14 protein-coding genes are annotated in these 16,121 nt (G+C 68.2%); 4 read left to right on the forward strand and 10 right to left on the reverse strand.

All coding sequences use genetic code 11. The features are described from left to right. Window positions 1-7 precede the first annotated feature (7 nt). Window positions 8-778 carry a helix-turn-helix transcriptional regulator gene (locus tag AB0E63_RS21055; protein WP_360368540.1) on the forward strand — a complete coding sequence of 257 codons (771 nt, stop codon included), beginning with the start codon at window positions 8-10 and terminating at the stop codon, window positions 776-778. Here the strand turns inward: AB0E63_RS21055 and AB0E63_RS21060 are convergent. The 8 genes from AB0E63_RS21060 to AB0E63_RS21095 all read right to left on the reverse strand — a co-directional run bounded on the left by AB0E63_RS21060 (window position 751) and on the right by AB0E63_RS21095 (window position 11,307). Beyond that, entirely contained in the window at window positions 751-1,380 is a 630-nt protein-coding gene (locus AB0E63_RS21060; RefSeq protein ID WP_360368543.1) for a TetR/AcrR family transcriptional regulator, read from the reverse strand. The two genes, AB0E63_RS21055 and AB0E63_RS21060, sit on opposite strands and share 28 nt — an antisense overlap. Window positions 1,381-1,388: 8 nt before the next feature. Further along, complete coding sequence (locus tag AB0E63_RS21065) at window positions 1,389-2,954, reverse strand: AMP-binding protein (RefSeq protein WP_360368546.1); 1,566 nt, start codon at window positions 2,952-2,954, stop codon at window positions 1,389-1,391. Window positions 2,955-3,020: 66 nt separating this feature from the next. After that, window positions 3,021-4,178: an acyl-CoA dehydrogenase gene (locus AB0E63_RS21070; protein ID WP_360368549.1), complete on the reverse strand. Its 1,158-nt coding sequence runs from the start codon at window positions 4,176-4,178 to the stop codon at window positions 3,021-3,023. Beyond that, window positions 4,175-6,136: a biotin carboxylase N-terminal domain-containing protein gene (locus tag AB0E63_RS21075; RefSeq protein ID WP_360368552.1), complete on the reverse strand. Its 1,962-nt coding sequence runs from the start codon at window positions 6,134-6,136 to the stop codon at window positions 4,175-4,177. Before AB0E63_RS21075 ends, AB0E63_RS21070 begins: the two co-directional genes overlap by 4 nt. 5 nt (window positions 6,137-6,141) lie before the next feature. Beyond that, entirely contained in the window at window positions 6,142-7,695 is a 1,554-nt protein-coding gene (locus tag AB0E63_RS21080) for a carboxyl transferase domain-containing protein (protein WP_360368555.1), read from the reverse strand. Then, the gene (locus tag AB0E63_RS21085; protein WP_360368558.1) at window positions 7,692-8,813 is read right to left on the reverse strand and encodes an acyl-CoA dehydrogenase family protein; all 1,122 of its coding nucleotides are present in this window, start codon (window positions 8,811-8,813) and stop codon (window positions 7,692-7,694) included. The genes AB0E63_RS21080 and AB0E63_RS21085 overlap by 4 nt, the downstream gene beginning before the upstream one ends. Then, on the reverse strand, window positions 8,810-10,522 hold the full coding sequence (locus AB0E63_RS21090; RefSeq protein ID WP_360368561.1) for an acyclic terpene utilization AtuA family protein: 1,713 nt from the start codon (window positions 10,520-10,522) through the stop codon (window positions 8,810-8,812). Before AB0E63_RS21090 ends, AB0E63_RS21085 begins: the two co-directional genes overlap by 4 nt. Then, entirely contained in the window at window positions 10,519-11,307 is a 789-nt protein-coding gene (locus AB0E63_RS21095; protein WP_360368564.1) for a TIGR03084 family metal-binding protein, read from the reverse strand. The genes AB0E63_RS21090 and AB0E63_RS21095 overlap by 4 nt, the downstream gene beginning before the upstream one ends. 184 nt (window positions 11,308-11,491) lie before the next feature. Between AB0E63_RS21095 and AB0E63_RS21100 the strand changes: the two genes are divergently transcribed. Both AB0E63_RS21100 and AB0E63_RS21105 read left to right on the forward strand, forming a co-directional pair. Beyond that, the gene (locus AB0E63_RS21100) at window positions 11,492-12,232 is read left to right on the forward strand and encodes a GntR family transcriptional regulator (protein ID WP_360368567.1); all 741 of its coding nucleotides are present in this window, start codon (window positions 11,492-11,494) and stop codon (window positions 12,230-12,232) included. 59 nt (window positions 12,233-12,291) lie between these two features. Next, window positions 12,292-12,957, forward strand: a complete 666-nt coding sequence (locus AB0E63_RS21105) for a hypothetical protein (RefSeq protein ID WP_360368569.1) — start codon at window positions 12,292-12,294, stop codon at window positions 12,955-12,957. On the opposite strand, the gene AB0E63_RS21110 is transcribed toward AB0E63_RS21105, so the two are convergent. Both AB0E63_RS21110 and AB0E63_RS21115 read right to left on the reverse strand, forming a co-directional pair. Beyond that, window positions 12,958-14,238 carry an FAD-dependent oxidoreductase gene (locus tag AB0E63_RS21110; protein WP_360368572.1) on the reverse strand — a complete coding sequence of 427 codons (1,281 nt, stop codon included), beginning with the start codon at window positions 14,236-14,238 and terminating at the stop codon, window positions 12,958-12,960. 62 nt (window positions 14,239-14,300) lie between these two features. Next, window positions 14,301-14,783 carry an Lrp/AsnC family transcriptional regulator gene (locus AB0E63_RS21115; protein ID WP_360368574.1) on the reverse strand — a complete coding sequence of 161 codons (483 nt, stop codon included), beginning with the start codon at window positions 14,781-14,783 and terminating at the stop codon, window positions 14,301-14,303. A 146-nt stretch (window positions 14,784-14,929) separates the two neighbouring features. Between AB0E63_RS21115 and AB0E63_RS21120 the strand changes: the two genes are divergently transcribed. Beyond that, entirely contained in the window at window positions 14,930-16,120 is a 1,191-nt protein-coding gene (locus AB0E63_RS21120; protein WP_360368577.1) for a spermidine/putrescine ABC transporter substrate-binding protein, read from the forward strand. Window position 16,121: the final 1 nt, after the last annotated feature.

Genomic DNA, 16,121 nt, shown 5'->3' on the forward strand with positions numbered 1-16,121 from the left:
CCAATGTATGCCGGAAACCCGCCAACGTCCCGCGAACACCGGCTTCCAGCCGATCCCGGCCGGAGGCGGCATCGAGGCGCACTGGCACGATCGGCACCAGATCGTGTACGCCGGCCGCGGCGTCCTCTCCGTCACCACCGACGCCGGCAGCTGGATAGCCCCCGCAACCCGAGCAATCTGGGTCCCCGCCGGCACCCTCCACCAACACCGCGCCTACGGCGAAACCGCCCTACACACAGTCGGCCTCACCGAAAACCCCCTCAACCTGTACACCCCGTCAGCCCTCGTGGTCAGCCCGCTCCTCAGAGAGCTGATCCTCACCTACACATCAGGTGAAGACGGGGACCGAGGAGACGAGGACGAGCACCGCGTCGGCGAGGCGGGCGCCGCCGAGCGGCGGCGGCTTCACGCGGTGCTACTGGATCAGCTGCGGCGGTCGCCTCAGCGGCGTACGTATTTGCCGACACCCAACGACCCACGGCTGGCCTCCGTCTGCGACCTTCTACGCGACGACCCTGCGGACACCAGGACGCTGACAGAGCTCGGCCGTGAGGTTGGGGCGAGTGAGCGCACGCTGAGCCGCCTGTGCAAAGCGGACCTCGGCATGACCTTTCCCCAATGGCGCACGCAGCTCAGACTCCACCACGCACTCAGGTTGCTAGCCGAGGGACATCAGGTGACCCAGGTGGCTCACCAAACCGGTTGGGCGTCGACCAGTGCGTTCATCGACACCTTCCGGCGCGCCTTCGGTCACACACCCGGCTCCCGCAGGGCCTGATCGAGGATGCGGCTCCACTGCCGCACGATGCCCCGCCGACGCGCACTGTCATCCGTCAGCAGATCAGCCAGCCCCAGACCACGCGCCATATCCAGCACGCCCTGCACGGTCTCCCGCACACCAGGGGTCTGTTCACTCACCTCAAGCACCTCCAGCAGCGCCCGGTGCGCCTGGCGCCCTACATGCGCCTCCAGCCGAACGATCTGCTTCCGCAGCGCCTCTTCGGTCGACGCCGCAACCCACAGGTGCAACGCGGCCCGGAACAGCGGCCCGGTATAGACGTCCGCCAGCATCCCGACGATCGCCTCGGTCCTCCCAGGCCCGATAGGCAACCGTCCAGCCTGCGCACGGATCTCCGCCAGCCGCACCTCGGTCATGTACTCGACTGCCGCCGCGAACAGATCCGCCCGCGTCGGGAAGTGATGCTGAGCCGCACCCCGCGACACCCCGGCCCGGGTCGCCACGACACTCACCGTCGTCGCGGCGTACCCGACCTCGGCCAGCGACTCGACCGCCGCCTCGAGCAACCGCTGCCGGGTCGCCCGGCTGCGGTCCTGCTGGGGTGCTTTGAGGCCGTGAGCGAGCGCAGCGAGTTCACCCATCGAGCACCTCACTCACGGGCGGACTCGCGGGCTCGCAGCTCACGCCGGAGGATTTTGCCCGACGCGGCCTTCGGCACAGCGTCGATGAACTCCACCTGCCGCACCTTCTTGTACGGCGCCACCCGCGCGGCGACGTACTCCATCACGTCCTCAGCGGTCAGCGAGGCACCCGGCATCGGCACCACGAACGCCTTCGGCACCTCGTTGCCCTCGGCATTCACCCCGATGACCGCCGCGTCCGCGATCCGGTCGTCGGTGAGCAGCACCGCCTCCAGCTCGGCCGGCGGCACCTGGTAGCCGTGGTACTTGATCAGTTCCTTCACCCGGTCGACGACGTACAGGTAGCCGCGCTCGTCCACCCTGCCGATGTCGCCGGTGTGCAACCAGCCGTCCGGGTCGATGGTCGCGTCGGTCTCGGCCGGGCGGCCCAGGTACCCCTTCATCACCTGCGGGCCGCGGATCCAGATCTCCCCGGTCTCCTCGTCGCCGACATCGTTGCCATCGGCACCGACCAGGCGCATCTCGGTCGACGGGAAGAGCTTGCCGACAGCACCGGCCGGCGGGTCCACGTCATCCTGCGGTACGGCGTGCGTACCCGGCGACAACTCCGTCATCCCGTACGCCTGCAGCACCGCGTGCAGCCCGAGCCGCTTCGCACACGCCTCGGCCAGGTCACCGTCCAGCGGGGCCGCCGCCGACGTCACGTGCTTCAGCGCGGACAGGTCGACCCCGTCCACGGCCGGGTGCTTCGCCAGCGCCAGTACCACTGGCGGGGCGACGAACGCCCGGGTGATCTTCTGCTCGTCGAGCGTGGTGAGGAACTGCTGCAGGTCGAACTTCGGCAGCACCACCACGGTCGCGCCGAGCCGCAGCGGCAGGTTCATCAGTACCGACAGGCCGTAGATGTGAAAGAACGGCAGGATCGCGATGATCCGCTCATCCTGCCCGAGCGTGATCATCACCTCGGCCTGCGAGATGTTGGTCGCGATGTTCCGGTGCGTCAGCATCACGCCCTTGGCCGCGCCGGTGGTCCCGCTGGAGTACGGGAGTACGGCGACGTCCTCGGCCGGATCGATCGTCACCTCCGGCTCGGGACCGGTCGACGCGAGCAGCTCCAGCACCGAGCGGTAGCCCTCGGCCTGGTCGCAGACGAAGATCTCGGTGACGTCGGTGCCCTCGACGGCCGCGGTCGCGACCGGCAGGAACAGCGAGATCGTCACCAGCAGCTTCGCCTTCGAGTCGACCAGTTGCTTGTGCAGCTCGTCGGCCGTGTACAGCGCGTTGACCGTGGTCACCGTCGCGCCGGCGCGGGTGGCGCCGTAGAAGACCGCCGGGTAGAGGATCGTGTTCGGGCTGTGCAGCGCGATCACGTCGCCGCGCCGGATGCCGAGCTCGGCGAACCCGGCCGCGATCCGGCGAGTCATGCCGTCCAGCTGGGCGTAGCTGAGCTCCTTCCCGGTCACACCGTCGACCATGGCCGGTCGGTCGCCGTACTCCTGGGCCCGGCCCAGCACGGCGTCGTGGATCGGTACGTCGAGGATCTCGACGGGCGGGAACTGGCTGGTGATGATCATTGGCCTTCACCCTCTCTGCGCTGGTGGCAGGAACTTTGGCCTACTGGGGAGTATTTGTGGAAGACCTCAGTACGACTTGGGCAGTCCGAGGCTGTGCTGGGCGACGAAGTTCAGGATCATCTCCCGGCTCACCGGGGCGATCCGGGTCGCTCGCGCGGCGGCGACCAGGGAGGCGACGCCGTACTCCTTCGTCATGCCGTTGCCGCCGAGCGACTGGACCGCCTGGTCGGTTGCCCGGACCGCCACTTCGCCGGCCGCGTACTTCGCCATGTTCGCGGCTTCACCCGCGGCCAGGTCATCGCCCGCGTCGTAGAGCGCGGCGGCCTTCTGCATCATCAGCCTGGCCAGCTCGAGCTCGATCTTGATCTGCGCGAGCGGGTGCGCGATGCCTTGGTGGGCGCCGATCGGCGTCTTCCAGACCTGACGATCCTTGACGTAGGCGGTCGCCTTGCCGAGTGCGTGCCGCGCGATCCCGACCGCGAATGCGGACGCCATGATCCGCTCCGGGTTGAGCCCGGCGAACAGCTGCATCAGCGCCGCGTCCTCGGACCCCACGAGCGCTTCGCGCGGCAGTTGTACGTCGTCCAGGAACAGGGCGAACTGCTTGTCCGGACTGATCAGGTCCATCTCGATCTGCTGGTACTCCACTCCGGGAGCGTCCACGGGGACGATGAACAGGGCCGGCTTGAGCTTGCCGGTCCGCGCGTCCTCGGTCCGGCCGACCACGAGCACCGCCTGCGCGACGTCGAGCCCGGAGATGAAGACCTTCCGCCCGGTCAGCGACCAGCCGTCCTCGGTCCGCCGGGCGGTCGTGGTGATCTCGTGTGAGTTCGAACCGGCGTCGGGCTCGGTGATCGCGAACGCCATGATCGTCGTACCGTCGGCGAGGCCCGGCAGCCAGCGCTGCTTCTGCTCGTCGGTGCCGAAGCGGGCGATCACGGTGCCGCAGATCGACGGCGAGACCACCATCATCAGCAACGGGCAGCCGGCCGCACCGAGCTCCTCGAGCACGATCGACAGGTCGGCCATGCCGCCGCCTCCGCCGCCGTACTCCTCGGGGAGGTTCACGCCGAGGTAGCCGAGCTTGCCGGCCTCCAGCCACAGCTCGGTCGTATGCCCGCCGCTGCGTGCCTGCTGGTTGAACCAGTCGTAGCCGTACTTCTTGCCCAGTTCGCGCACGGCCTTCCGCAGCGCTTGGCGTTCCTCGGACTCGATGAAGCTCATGCTTCCTCCCCAACGACCGCCAGTACGGCGCCGACCTCGACCTGTTGACCTGCTTCGACCCTGAGCTCATTGAGCACACCGTCGGTCGGCGCGGCGATGGTGTGCTCCATCTTCATCGCCTCCAGCCACAGCAACGGCTGCCCTTGTTCGACCACGTCACCGACCTGTACGCCGACTCGGATGACGATCCCCGGCATCGGAGCGAGCAACGACCCCGCCGACACCTGCTGCGCCGGATCCGTGAACCGCTCCACCGGGGTGAGGCTGACACTCCCGAGCGACGAGTCCACACACACCATTCCGTCGTACGCCGCCACCTCGAAGGTTCGCCGTACGCCGCCAACCTCGAGCACCACGCGATCCGGCGCACTGTCGACCAACTGCACGTTGCCCTCAGCAACCAACCCGTCCCGGGTCAGCCGATACTCGACCTCGTACGTCGTCACGCCGGCCCGGTAGCTTTTCCGCTGCGGCTGAGACGCGAGGTTCCGCCACCCACTCGGCACCCGCACCCGGGCCTCCACCTGCCGGCCAGCCGCATCCGCCAACGCCGCCGCCAACGCGGACACCCGCTCCACATCAGGCTCCGCCCCGCCACCGACACCATGCTTCTCGAAGAACGCGGTGTCGGTGTCGCCGGCCAGGAACACAGGATGCCGCAGGATCCACGCCAACAGCTCCCGGTTGGTCCCCACCCCATGAATCCGCGCCCGCTGCAACTCGCCAGCCAGCCGCCGCGCCACCACACTCCGGCCCGGCCCGAACGCGATCACCTTCGCCAGCATCGCGTCGTAGTACGGCGAGACCTCCGAGCCGTCCACAACCCCAGAGTCCACCCGCACCCCAGACACTCGCGCGCCTACGGCCAGCCTCGCGCCGCCTCCGCCTTCGCTTTCCCCACGCTCCAGTGCGAAGCGCTGGAGCGTGCCTGTTTGTGGTTGCCAGTCGTTGGTTGGGTCCTCGGCGTACAGCCGCACCTCGATCGCGTGACCGACCGTCGGCGGTGGATCGGCAGGGAGGCGCTCCCCGGCGGCGACCGCGAACTGCAGCGCCACCAGGTCCAACCCAGTGGTCTCTTCCGTGACGGGGTGTTCGACCTGGAGGCGTGTGTTCATCTCCAGGAAGTAGAAGTTGCCGGCCTCGTCCGCGAGGAACTCGACCGTGCCGGCGCCGACGTAGTTGATCGCGGCGGCTGCCTTCCGCGCGGCGTCGAACAACGCGGCCCGCATGGCGGGGACGCGCTCGACGAGCGGGGACGGCGCCTCCTCGATCACCTTCTGGTGGCGGCGCTGGATGGAGCACTCGCGTTCGCCGACCGCCCAGATCGTGCCGTGCTCGTCGGCCATGATCTGCACCTCGATGTGCCGTCCGGCCGCGAGGTACCGCTCGCAGAAGACCGTCCCGTCACCGAAGGCGGACAACGCCTCGGCGGACGCCGCCTCGATCTCCCTCGGCAGATCCTCCAGGCGCGAGACCACTCGCATCCCGCGCCCACCCCCACCGGCCGACGCCTTCACCAGCACCGGCAGGTCATCCGCCGAAACCTCCGCCGGCGTGAGCTCGGCGAGCACCGGCACCCCGGCGGTCGACATCAGCTTCTTCGCCTCGATCTTCGACCCCATCGAGGAGATCGCGTCCACCGGCGGCCCGATCCAGGTCAGCCCCGCGTCGATCACGGCTTGCGCGAACCCGGCGTTCTCCGACAGGAACCCATACCCGGGATGCACGGCGTCCGCACCGGCACGCAGAGCCGCTTCAACGATCAGTTCACTACGGAGGTACGTCTCGCTTGGCGTGTTCCCGGGCAGATGTACGGCCGCGTCCGCCTCAGCCGCATGGGGCGATCCCGCGTCGGCGGTCGAGTGAATGGCGACCGTGGATAGCCCGAGGGAGCGGGCCGTGCGGAAGATCCGCCGGGCGATCTCGCCCCGATTGGCCACCAGCACTGAGGTAAGCACGGACATCACATCCTGAAGACGCCGAAGGAGGAGGTGCCTTCGACCGGGGCGGAGTGGATGGCGGACAGGCAGATGCCCAGGACTGTTCGAGTGTCTCGGGGATCGATGACGCCGTCGTCGTACAAGCGGCCGGAGAGGAACATCGGCAGGGACTCGGCCTCGATCTGGCCCTCGACGTACGCACGCATCTGGGCATCCGCATTCTCGTCGTACGGCTGGCCTTTCGCCTCGGCGGCGGCGCGGGTGACGATCGACAGCACCCCGGCGAGCTGCTGCGGTCCCATCACCGCCGACTTCGCTGACGGCCACGCGAACAGGAACCGGGGATCGAAGGCACGACCACACATCCCGTAGTGCCCGGCGCCGTACGACGCCCCCATCAGCACCGAGATATGCGGCACCCGAGAGTTGGAGACCGCGTTGATCATCTGCGCGCCGTGCTTGATGATCCCACGCTGCTCGTACTCCTGCCCGACCATGTAGCCGGTGGTGTTGTGCAGGAAGATCAGCGGCGTGTTCGCCCGGTTCGCCAGCTGGATGAACTGGGCCGCCTTCTGCGACTCCTCGCTGAACAGCACTCCACGTGCGTTCGCCAGAATGCCGACCGGGTACCCATGCAGCGAAGCCCACCCGGTCGCCAGCGACGATCCGTACAGCGGCTTGAACTCGTCGAACACCGACCCGTCCACCACCCGCGCGATCACGTCCCGCGGATCGAACGGGATCTTCAGGTCCCCGGGCACGATGTCGAGCAGCTCGTCGGAGTCGTGGAGAGGTTCGTCGTACGACGAAGCCGGCGACGGACCCAGCTTCCGCCAGTTCAGCCGCGACACGATCTGCCGTCCGAGCCGGATCGCGTCCTGCTCGTCGACCGCGAAGTAATCGGCGAGCCCGGACTGGCGAGCGTGCATCGACGCGCCGCCGAGCGACTCGTCGTCCGCGTCCTCGCCGGTCGCCATCTTCACCAGCGGCGGACCGGCCAGGAACACCTTCGCGCCACCGTCGACCATCACCACGTAGTCGCTCATGCCCGGGATGTACGCACCGCCGGCGGTCGAGTTGCCGAACACCAGCGCGATCGTCGGGATCCCCTCGGCCGACAACCGGGTGAGATCGCGGAACATCGCCCCGCCGGGGATGAAGATCTCCTTCTGCGTCGGCAGATCCGCGCCGCCGGACTCGACCAGGCTGATCACCGGCAACCGGTTCGCCCGCGCGATCTCGTCCGCCCGCAACGCCTTGCGCAGGGTCCACGGATTGCTCGCGCCACCCTTCACGGTCGGGTCGTTCGCGCTGATCAGACACTCGACCCCGCTGACCACACCGATCCCGGTCACCAGGCTCGCGCCGACAGTGAAGTCCGAACCCCAGCCGGCCAACGGCGACAGTTCGAGGAACGGCGAGTCCGGGTCGAGCAGCAACTCGATCCGCTCCCGAGCCAGCAACTTGCCGCGCTTGTGGTGCCGGTCGACGTACTTCTCGCCGCCGCCTGCCAGCGCCTTCGCATGCTCGGCGTCCAAGGCGGTCAGCTTCTCCAGCATCGCCTCGCGATTACTCATGTGGTGTACCCCAGTCGTTTCGAGGCCAGGCCGGTCAGGATCTCGGTGGTGCCGCCGCCGATCGCGAGGATCTTCTGGTCGCGGTACTGGCGTTCCACCTCGGCCTCCCGCATGTAGCCGAGACCGCCGTGCAGCTGGAGCGCCTGGTCGCAGACCCATTGCCCGGCCTCTACCGCGGTGTTCTTGGCGAAGCACGTCTCGGCGATCACGTCCTCACCCCTGTTGGCCTTGTCAGCCACGGAGTGCACGTAGACCCGGGCGACGTCGATCCGGCGGGCCATCTCGGTGAGCGTGTGCTGCACGGTCTGCCGCGAGATCAGCGGCCGGCCGAACGTCTCGCGGGCCCGGCACCACTCCACCGTGAGATCGAGTGCTCGCTGCGCACCGGCGTACGCCTGGACTGCCAGCGTCAGCCGCTCGGCGACGAAGTTCACCGCGAGCTGGACGAAGCCGGTGCCTTGCGCCCCGACGAGGTTCTCCACAGGCACCCGTACGTCGGTGAACGACAGCTCGGCCGTGTCCGAACACAGCCAGCCCATCTTGTCGAGCTTGCGGGAGACCTCGAAGCCAGGCGTGCCCTTCTCGATCACCAGCAAGCTGATCCCGTGGGCGCCCGGCCCGTCGGTGCGGACCGCGGTGGTGACGAAGTCCGCGCGGCATCCGGAGGTGATGTAGGTCTTCGCACCGTTCACGACAAACACGTCACCGTCGCGGCGCGCCGTCGTACGCAGCGAGGCGACATCCGACCCGCCGTCGGGTTCGGTGATCGCCAGCGCGCCGATCAGCTCGCCGTCGAGAGTCGGCCGGACCCACCGGTCGAGCTGCTGTTGATTGCCCGCAGCAACGATATGCGGTACGGCGATTCCGCAGGTCAGCAGCGACGCGACCAGCCCGCCGGACCCACCGGCGTAGTGCATCTCCTCAACCACGGCCAGCGCGTCGAGCAGCGAACCGCCACCCCCACCCACCGCCTCCGGGAACGCCACACCGAGCAGCCCGAGCTGGCCGGCCTTCTTGTGCAGCTCGCGGGGAAGCTCACCGTCGCGCTCCCACTGATCCAGGTGCGGCAGGACTTCGGCCGCCATGAACCGGCGGACGGATTCCCGGAAGTCGTTCACAACAGCACCTCCGGTACGTCGATGTACCGGGACCGGAGCCACTCGCCGACCGCCTTCGCCTGCGGATCGAACCGTGCCTGCGCTGCGACCCCCTCACCCAGCAACCCCTCGACGACGAAGTTCACCGCCCACAGGTTCGGCAGGACGTACCGCGTCACGGTCAGCGGCCGCGTCTCCGGGAGCAGCTCCTGGAACAGCTCGACCGTGAAAGCGTGCGCAAGCCAGCGCCACGTCTTCTCCTCCCGAACCCACACACCGACGTTCGCATCGCCGCCCTTGTCACCGGACCGCGCGCCGGCGATCCGGCCGAGCGGGACCTCACGCGTCCGCGGCCGCCCGCTGGACGCAAGCTGCGGCAACGGCATCGGCAACGCGATGTCGTCGACCTCCGTGAGCGGTTGCGTTTCAGCCGCGGGCTCGACGACGTTGCGCGTCCCATCCGGCAGTACGACGACGTGCTCCACCTCGTGGACGTCGACGTACCCGGCCCGGAAAACGCCGTACGGCGAACCGTCGCCGGGCGGCGCGGTCACATGGAAGCCTGGGTAGCTCGCCAGCGCCAGCTCGATCGCCGCGCTGGAGAACGCCCGGCCGACGACCTTCGGATCCGGGTCCTTCACCGCGCACCGGAGGAACACGCTGGCCTCCTCCTCGGAAGCCGCGTTCGGCTTCTCGGTCCAGGCCACAGTCCACTTCAACTCGGCCGGTCGCTTCGGCAGGGCCCGCTCGAGTTGCGCCTTGACCAGCTCCGCCTTCTCCTCCAGTTGGAGCCCGGTGAGCACGAAGTCCACCTCGTTGCGGAACCCACCGACGCTGTTCAACGACACCTTGTACGTCGGTGGCGGCGGCTCACCGCGGACACCGGCGATGCGGACGCGGTCCGGGCCGTCGGCGTCGAGCTCGATCGTGTCGAGACGCGTGGTGACGTCCGGACCGGCGTACCGCGCGCCGGTGATCTCGTAGAGGAGTTGGGCCTTGACCGTGTCGACGGTGACCGCGCCGCCGGTGTTGTCGTGCTTGGTGATCACGCTGCTGCCGTCGGCGTGAATCTCCGCGATCGGGAACCCGGGGCGGCCGAGGTCGCGGATCTCGCTGAAGAACGCGTAGTTGCCGCCGGTCGCCTGGCAGCCGCACTCGATCACGTGTCCTGCGACCACGGCACCGGCGAGTTCGTCGTACTGGGTCCGCTTCCAGCCATGGTGGGCGGCGGCCGGCCCGACGATCACCGAGGCATCGGTGACGCGGCCGGTGACGACCACGTCCGCGCCGGCCTGGAGAGCCTCCGCGATGCCCCAGGCGCCGAGGTAGGCGTTGGCGGTGAGCGGTGTGCCGAGGTTCAACTCGGACGCTCGGGCGAGGAGGTCGTCGCCTTCGACGTACGCGATGTGGGGGTGCAGGCCGAGGCGGTCGGCGAGCTCCTGGATTGCCTGTGCGAGGCCGGCCGGATTCAGGCCGCCGGCGTTGCTGACGATCTTCACGCCGCGGTCGAGCGCCTCGCCCAGGCCGGTCTCGAGCTGCTTGAGGAAGGTTCGCGCGTACCCGAGTGACGGGTCCTTCAGCCGGTCGCGGCCGAGGATCAGCATGGTCAGCTCGGCGAGGTAGTCGCCGGTGAGGACGTCGAGCGGCCCGCCGGTGAGCATCTCGTGGACCGCGCTGAACCGGTCGCCGTAGAACCCGGACGCGTTGCCGATGCGGAGGGGCTCGGTCATCCGAACTGCCCGGCTTCGCGGCCCTTCCCCGGCAGTCCGGCGAAGGCCTGGATGATCCCGAGCCACTCCTCGGCGTCCGCGCCTTCCGCGCGTACGGCGAGGTCGTCACGGTGCCGGCGTTGCGTCGCCAGCAAACAGAAGTCGAGCGCCGGCGCGCTCACCCGCTGCGCGGCGTCCTCCGGACCCCAGGTCCAGGTGTCGCCATCTGGTCCGGTGAGTTCCACATGGAACGGGTCGGCCGGTGGAGTGCGGTCGTTCAGCAGGTAGGCGAAGTCGCGGGTGCGTACGGCGAGATGCGCGACATGCCGCAGCCGGTTGCTCGGCTGGCGCTGCACCCCGAGCGCGTCGAACACGTCCTGGCCGTGTGCCCAGGTCTCCATCAACCGGGCGGTCGCCATCGAGGTCGGACTCATCGGGGGCCCGTACCAGAGCACCTTCTCCTTGTCCGGGACCTTCTTCAGCGCCTCGGCGAGCTCAGCACGCGTCTCGCGCCAGTACGGCAGCAGCTGGTCTGGCGGCAACGCCGCACCCTCGGCAGCACCCTCATCCACATATCCGGTCGGGTTGGCCGCCGCCTTCTGCAACGAGGCCTTGAACCCCTCCGGATCGGTCGCGGCCAGGTGCGCAGCCTCATCAGTCCACGCCAGATGCGCGATCTGATGCGCGATCGTCCAGCCCTCGGCCGGCGTCGGGGTCGCCCACGCCTCGGCGGCCAGTCCACCGACCAACCGGTCCAGCTCGGCACTTTCGGCCCACAGATCAGCCAGCACTTCGTCCAATTGCACGCTGCACTCCCTCGGTAGGCTCGTGCAGCCGACACTGGCACGCCTCGGAAAAAGAATCAAGTGTGCTTGTTTTCCTCCGAGGAGCGAGCTTGACCCTCAGGACGCGACCCAGCGCGAGGTGGTCTAGTGCGATTGGGGTTGAAAGGGGTTCACGGGGGGAGGGGTTGGGTGTTAGGGAAGACCAATGGGTGGGTTGTTGCCGGGGAAGGCTGCTGAGGTTCGGGCGTTGTTGTTGGGTTTGATCGACAACTTGCCGGAGGGGGCGGCGTTGCCGCCGGAGCGGGAGTTGGCGGTGCGGTGGAACGTGGCGCGGATGACGTTGCGGCGTGCGGTGGACGAACTGGTGATCGAGGAGTTGCTGGTTCGGCGGCACGGCAGCGGGACGTACACGACGCGGCCGAAGGTGGCGCGGTGGCTGGGGATGATCGGGTTCTCCGAGGACATCCGGCGGCGGGGGATGCGGCCGGGGAGCACGATGCTGGAGTTCCGGCAGCAGAAGGCCGAGCGGGCCGTGGCGCGGCGGTTGCGGATTCCGGTTGGCGATCCGATCATCGCGTTCACCCGGCTCCGGCTCGCGGACGATCACCCGATGGTGGTCGAGCGTACGACGATGCCGGCGACGTACGTCCCAGGCCTCCAGGCTGAGGACCTGAACGGCTCCCTGTACGACTTGCTCAGCAACCGCTACGGCATCGACCTGGTCAGCGGTACGTCGCGACTCGAACCGGTGATGCCCGACGCCAAGACGGCCAACTGGCTCGACATCCCCACCACCCAACCGTGTCTCGCCGTGCACGGGATCAGCTTCGACAACCGAGACCGCGTCCTCGAATACACCTCCGCCCTCTACCGCGGCGACCGCTACGCCTTCACCGCCGAACTCCGCACCACCCCCATCTCCCGAGCCCGCCCCAAAGGTCTGTAAACCTGACTCGTCACGGTGATTACTGTCCACACCCGGGTGGTTACTAGGGTGGGCTGACCATGGATCTCAAGAGTCCGATCAGTACTGTCGTGCCGTCGCTGGACGGGCCCGTGCTGCTGGTGCTCGCGCGGAGCGAGGAAGGGCTGTCGGGGCGGCAGATCCACAAGCTGGCCGGATCGGGCAGTGTCGCGGGCGTGCGGCTGGTGTTGCAGCGGCTGGCGGCGACCGGGCTGGTCCACGTCGACGATCTCGGCAACTCGTTGCTCTATCGCCTCAATCGCAAGCACCTCGTCGCCCCGGCGGTGGAGTTCCTCGCCGACTTGCGCAGTACGTTGATCAGCCGGCTCGCGGACGAGATCAGCGGCTGGCGGATCCCGGCGGTCCACGCGAGTGTGTACGGCGCAGTCGCGCGAGGCGACGGTGATCTGGACACGGACGTCGAGCTGCTGCTGATCCGGCCGGACCACCTGGACGCCGGCGACGTGTTGTGGGAGGACCAAGCGGGCCGGCTCATGCAGACCGTGGTCGACCTGACCGGGAACCCGGCGCACGTCTTCGAGCTCAGCCGGACCGAACTCGCCGGCCACCTGACCACCGAGGACCCGATCCTCAACGACTGGGCGCACCCCAGCCTCCCGCTGACCGGCCTCCCCCTCACGACTCTCCTCGCCGAAGCCGGCCACCTAGCCGCCGCAGCCATCAAGGAAGCCGCAGCCATCAAGTAACTAGCCGCCGATCAGCGGCGCCATCCATCGGGCGATCAAACTCTCGCGCCGGGTCAGCCGTTCCTCCGTGTCCGCGAACGTCATCGCCCGCAACCCGGCATTGATCCCCAACCACCGCAACGGCTCAGGCTCCCACCGCCGCGACCGATGCCCGACCCACGGCAACCGGACCAACGCCGTGTCCCGCCCGAGGATCAGATCCGTCAACGTCCGCCCCGCGAGGTTCGCCGTACTCACGCCATCCCCGACGTACCCACCGGCCCACGCCACGCCGGACCCGCGATCCAGCCCGACCGAGGCGCACCAGTCACGCGGTATCCCGAGCGGCCCGCCCCACGCATGCGTGAACTGGACCCCGGACAGGTCGAACAGCTCGCGCAACGTCGCCTGCAATCCCTTGAACACAGCCGGAGACCTGTCGAACGACGGCTTGGTCCGCGACCGGAAGTGGTACGGCGCACCCCGCCCGCCGAACGCCAGCCGCCCGTCCGCGGTCCGCTGCCCGTAGATGATCAGATGCCGCTGATCACTGAACGTCGGCCGATCCGCCAGCCCGATGCGATCCCATACCTCCGCGGACAGCGGCTCGGTCGCGACCATCAGCGAGTACACCGGCGCCACCGCGCGAGACTCCCCGGCCAACCCCGGCGTGAATCCCTCGGTCGCGCGGACCACGACGTCCGCCCGCACCACGCCGTACGACGTGATCGCGCGGCCGGCCGAGATCGTGTGCACCGGCGAGTGCTCGTGGATCGTCACTCCGAGCCGCTCGACGGCGACAGCGAGTCCACGCACCAGCTTGCCCGGATGGACCGCCGCGCAGTGCGGCGTGAAGGTTGCCCCCAGCACCTTTGTGGCCCGCACCTTCGCGGCGACCTCATCAGGCTCCAGGAAGCGAAGATCACCAGGTCCCCAGTCGTGTGAGCGCGCAACCTCGGCCCGAGCCCGCGCGAGCTGGACCGGCGTACGGGCCAGCACGATCGTCCCGCCCTTGTGGTAATCGCAGTCGATCTGCTCCGCGGCGGTCACGAGTCCGACCTCGTTGACGGTCGCCTGCATGGCGCGATGCAGCTCGATCGCCGCGTCCCGGCTCGACCCGGGCAGCGACGCCAACCGCCGCGACGACACCGGGAACAGCGCGGAACACCAGCCACCGTTACGTCCTGACGCACCGAAGCCGGCCCTTTCCGCTTCGAGTACGACGATGCGCAACGCCGGATCGGCTTTCGCCAGGTAGTACGCCGTCCACAGGCCGGTGTACCCGGCGCCGACGATCACCACGTCGGCGTCTCGGTCACCGCCAAGCGCAGGGCGTGCATCGCCGGGCTCAGCGGACCAGAGGTTCAGCGCACACCCCAGGAATAGGTCTGTTTCACCAGCTTCAGATAGACGAACGTCTCCGTCGCCTTCACGCCCTCGATCTGCCGGACCCGCTCCGACAGCACCTGCAGCAGGTGCTCGTCGCTCTCGCACAGCACCTCGGCCAGCAGGTCGAACGAGCCGGCCGTGATCACGACGTACTCGACCTCGTCCATCTTCGCGAGCTCGTCGGCGATCGGCTCCAATGAGCCCTCGGCCTTGATCCCGATCATCGCCTGCCGGTCGAAACCGAGCTCGAGCGGATCGGTGACCGCGACAACCTGCATCACGCCGGCCTCGGTCAGCCGCTGCACCCGCTGCCGGACCGCCGCCTCGGACAGGCCGACGGCCTTGCCGATCGCGGCGTACGAGCGCCGTCCGTCCAGCTGGAGCTGCTCGATGATCGCCTTCGAGGTGTCATCCAGCAGGGTCTGGTTCTTGTCGGAGTTCCCCGTTCGCACTGCCACGCGGAGATCCTGTCAGTGTCACCGGGGGTAAGCAAGTCGTCGTAGCGGAATTCGTTGCGAAATGGCCGAGTAACTTCGGAATCCCTTGTCTATATCGATCCGGTTTGACAGTATCGCCCGCGAAAGACGCTTTCTTAGGGGGTCCAATGAGTCCTCGTCACCAGCCTGTTATCCGGCGCCGGGCGGTCCTGAAGGGGATGTCGTTGTCCGCCCTCGGGCTGGGCGGGGCCCTCACCGGCTGCGGGATCCCCGCGGCCAAGCAGTCCGCGGGCGACTGCATCAGCACCGATGAGTCGGCGCAACAGAAGACGCTGAACTTCTCGAACTGGCCGAGCTACATGGACGAGTCCGACGAGAAGGTCAACGGCAAGACGGTGCTGCCGACGCTGGAGGAGTTCCAGACCCAGACCGGCATCAAGGTCACCTACACCACCGACGTCAACGACAACGCCGAGTTCTACGCCAAGGTGCGCGACCAGCTCGGCAGTTGCCAATCCTGCGGCCGGGACATCTTCGTGCTGACCGACTGGATGGCCGCCCGGATGATCGGGCTCGGCTGGATCCAGAAGCTCGACCACGCGAAGATTCCGAACGTCGACCAGCAGTTGCTGGCCAAGCTCAAGGCGCCGAGCTGGGACCCGAACCGCGATTACAGCGTCCCATGGCAGAGCGGTCTGACCGGGATTGCGTACAACGCGAAGGTCACCAAGCCAGTGGGCAGCTTCGCGGACCTGCTCAGCCGGGAGGACCTGAAGGGCCGGATCACGTTGCTGTCGGAGATGCCGGACACCATGTCCTTCATGCTCAAGCTGGTCGGCGCCGACCCGGAGAAGTTCAACGACGCGGAGTGGAGCAAGGCGCTGCAGAAGCTCGAGGACGTCGTCGGCACCGGGCAGATCCGCCGTTTCACCGGAAACGACTACGTGCAGGACCTGAACGCCGGCAACATCGCCGCCTGCGAGGCCTGGTCCGGCGACGTGATCGCGATGCAGGCCGACAACCCGGACATCAAGTTCGTGGTGCCCGAAGAGGGTCTGAACCTCTGGTCGGACAACATGCTGGTGCCGAACAAGGCGACCCACAAGGGCAACGCCGAGAAGCTGATGAACTACTACTACGAGCCCGAGGTCGCCGCGACGCTGGCCGACTGGGTGAACTACATCTGCCCGGTCACCGGAGCCAAGAAGGCGATGGAGACGGTCGATCCTGACGTGGTCGACGACCCGCTGATCTTCCCCGACGAGGCGACGCTGGCCAAGACCACCGCGTTCATGCCACTGGACACGGCCAAGGCGGCCCTCTACGAAACCGACTTCAACCTCGCGATCGGGGGCTGAC

This window comes from Kribbella sp. NPDC026596, assembly GCF_040638415.1.
Classification (GTDB): domain Bacteria; phylum Actinomycetota; class Actinomycetes; order Propionibacteriales; family Kribbellaceae; genus Kribbella.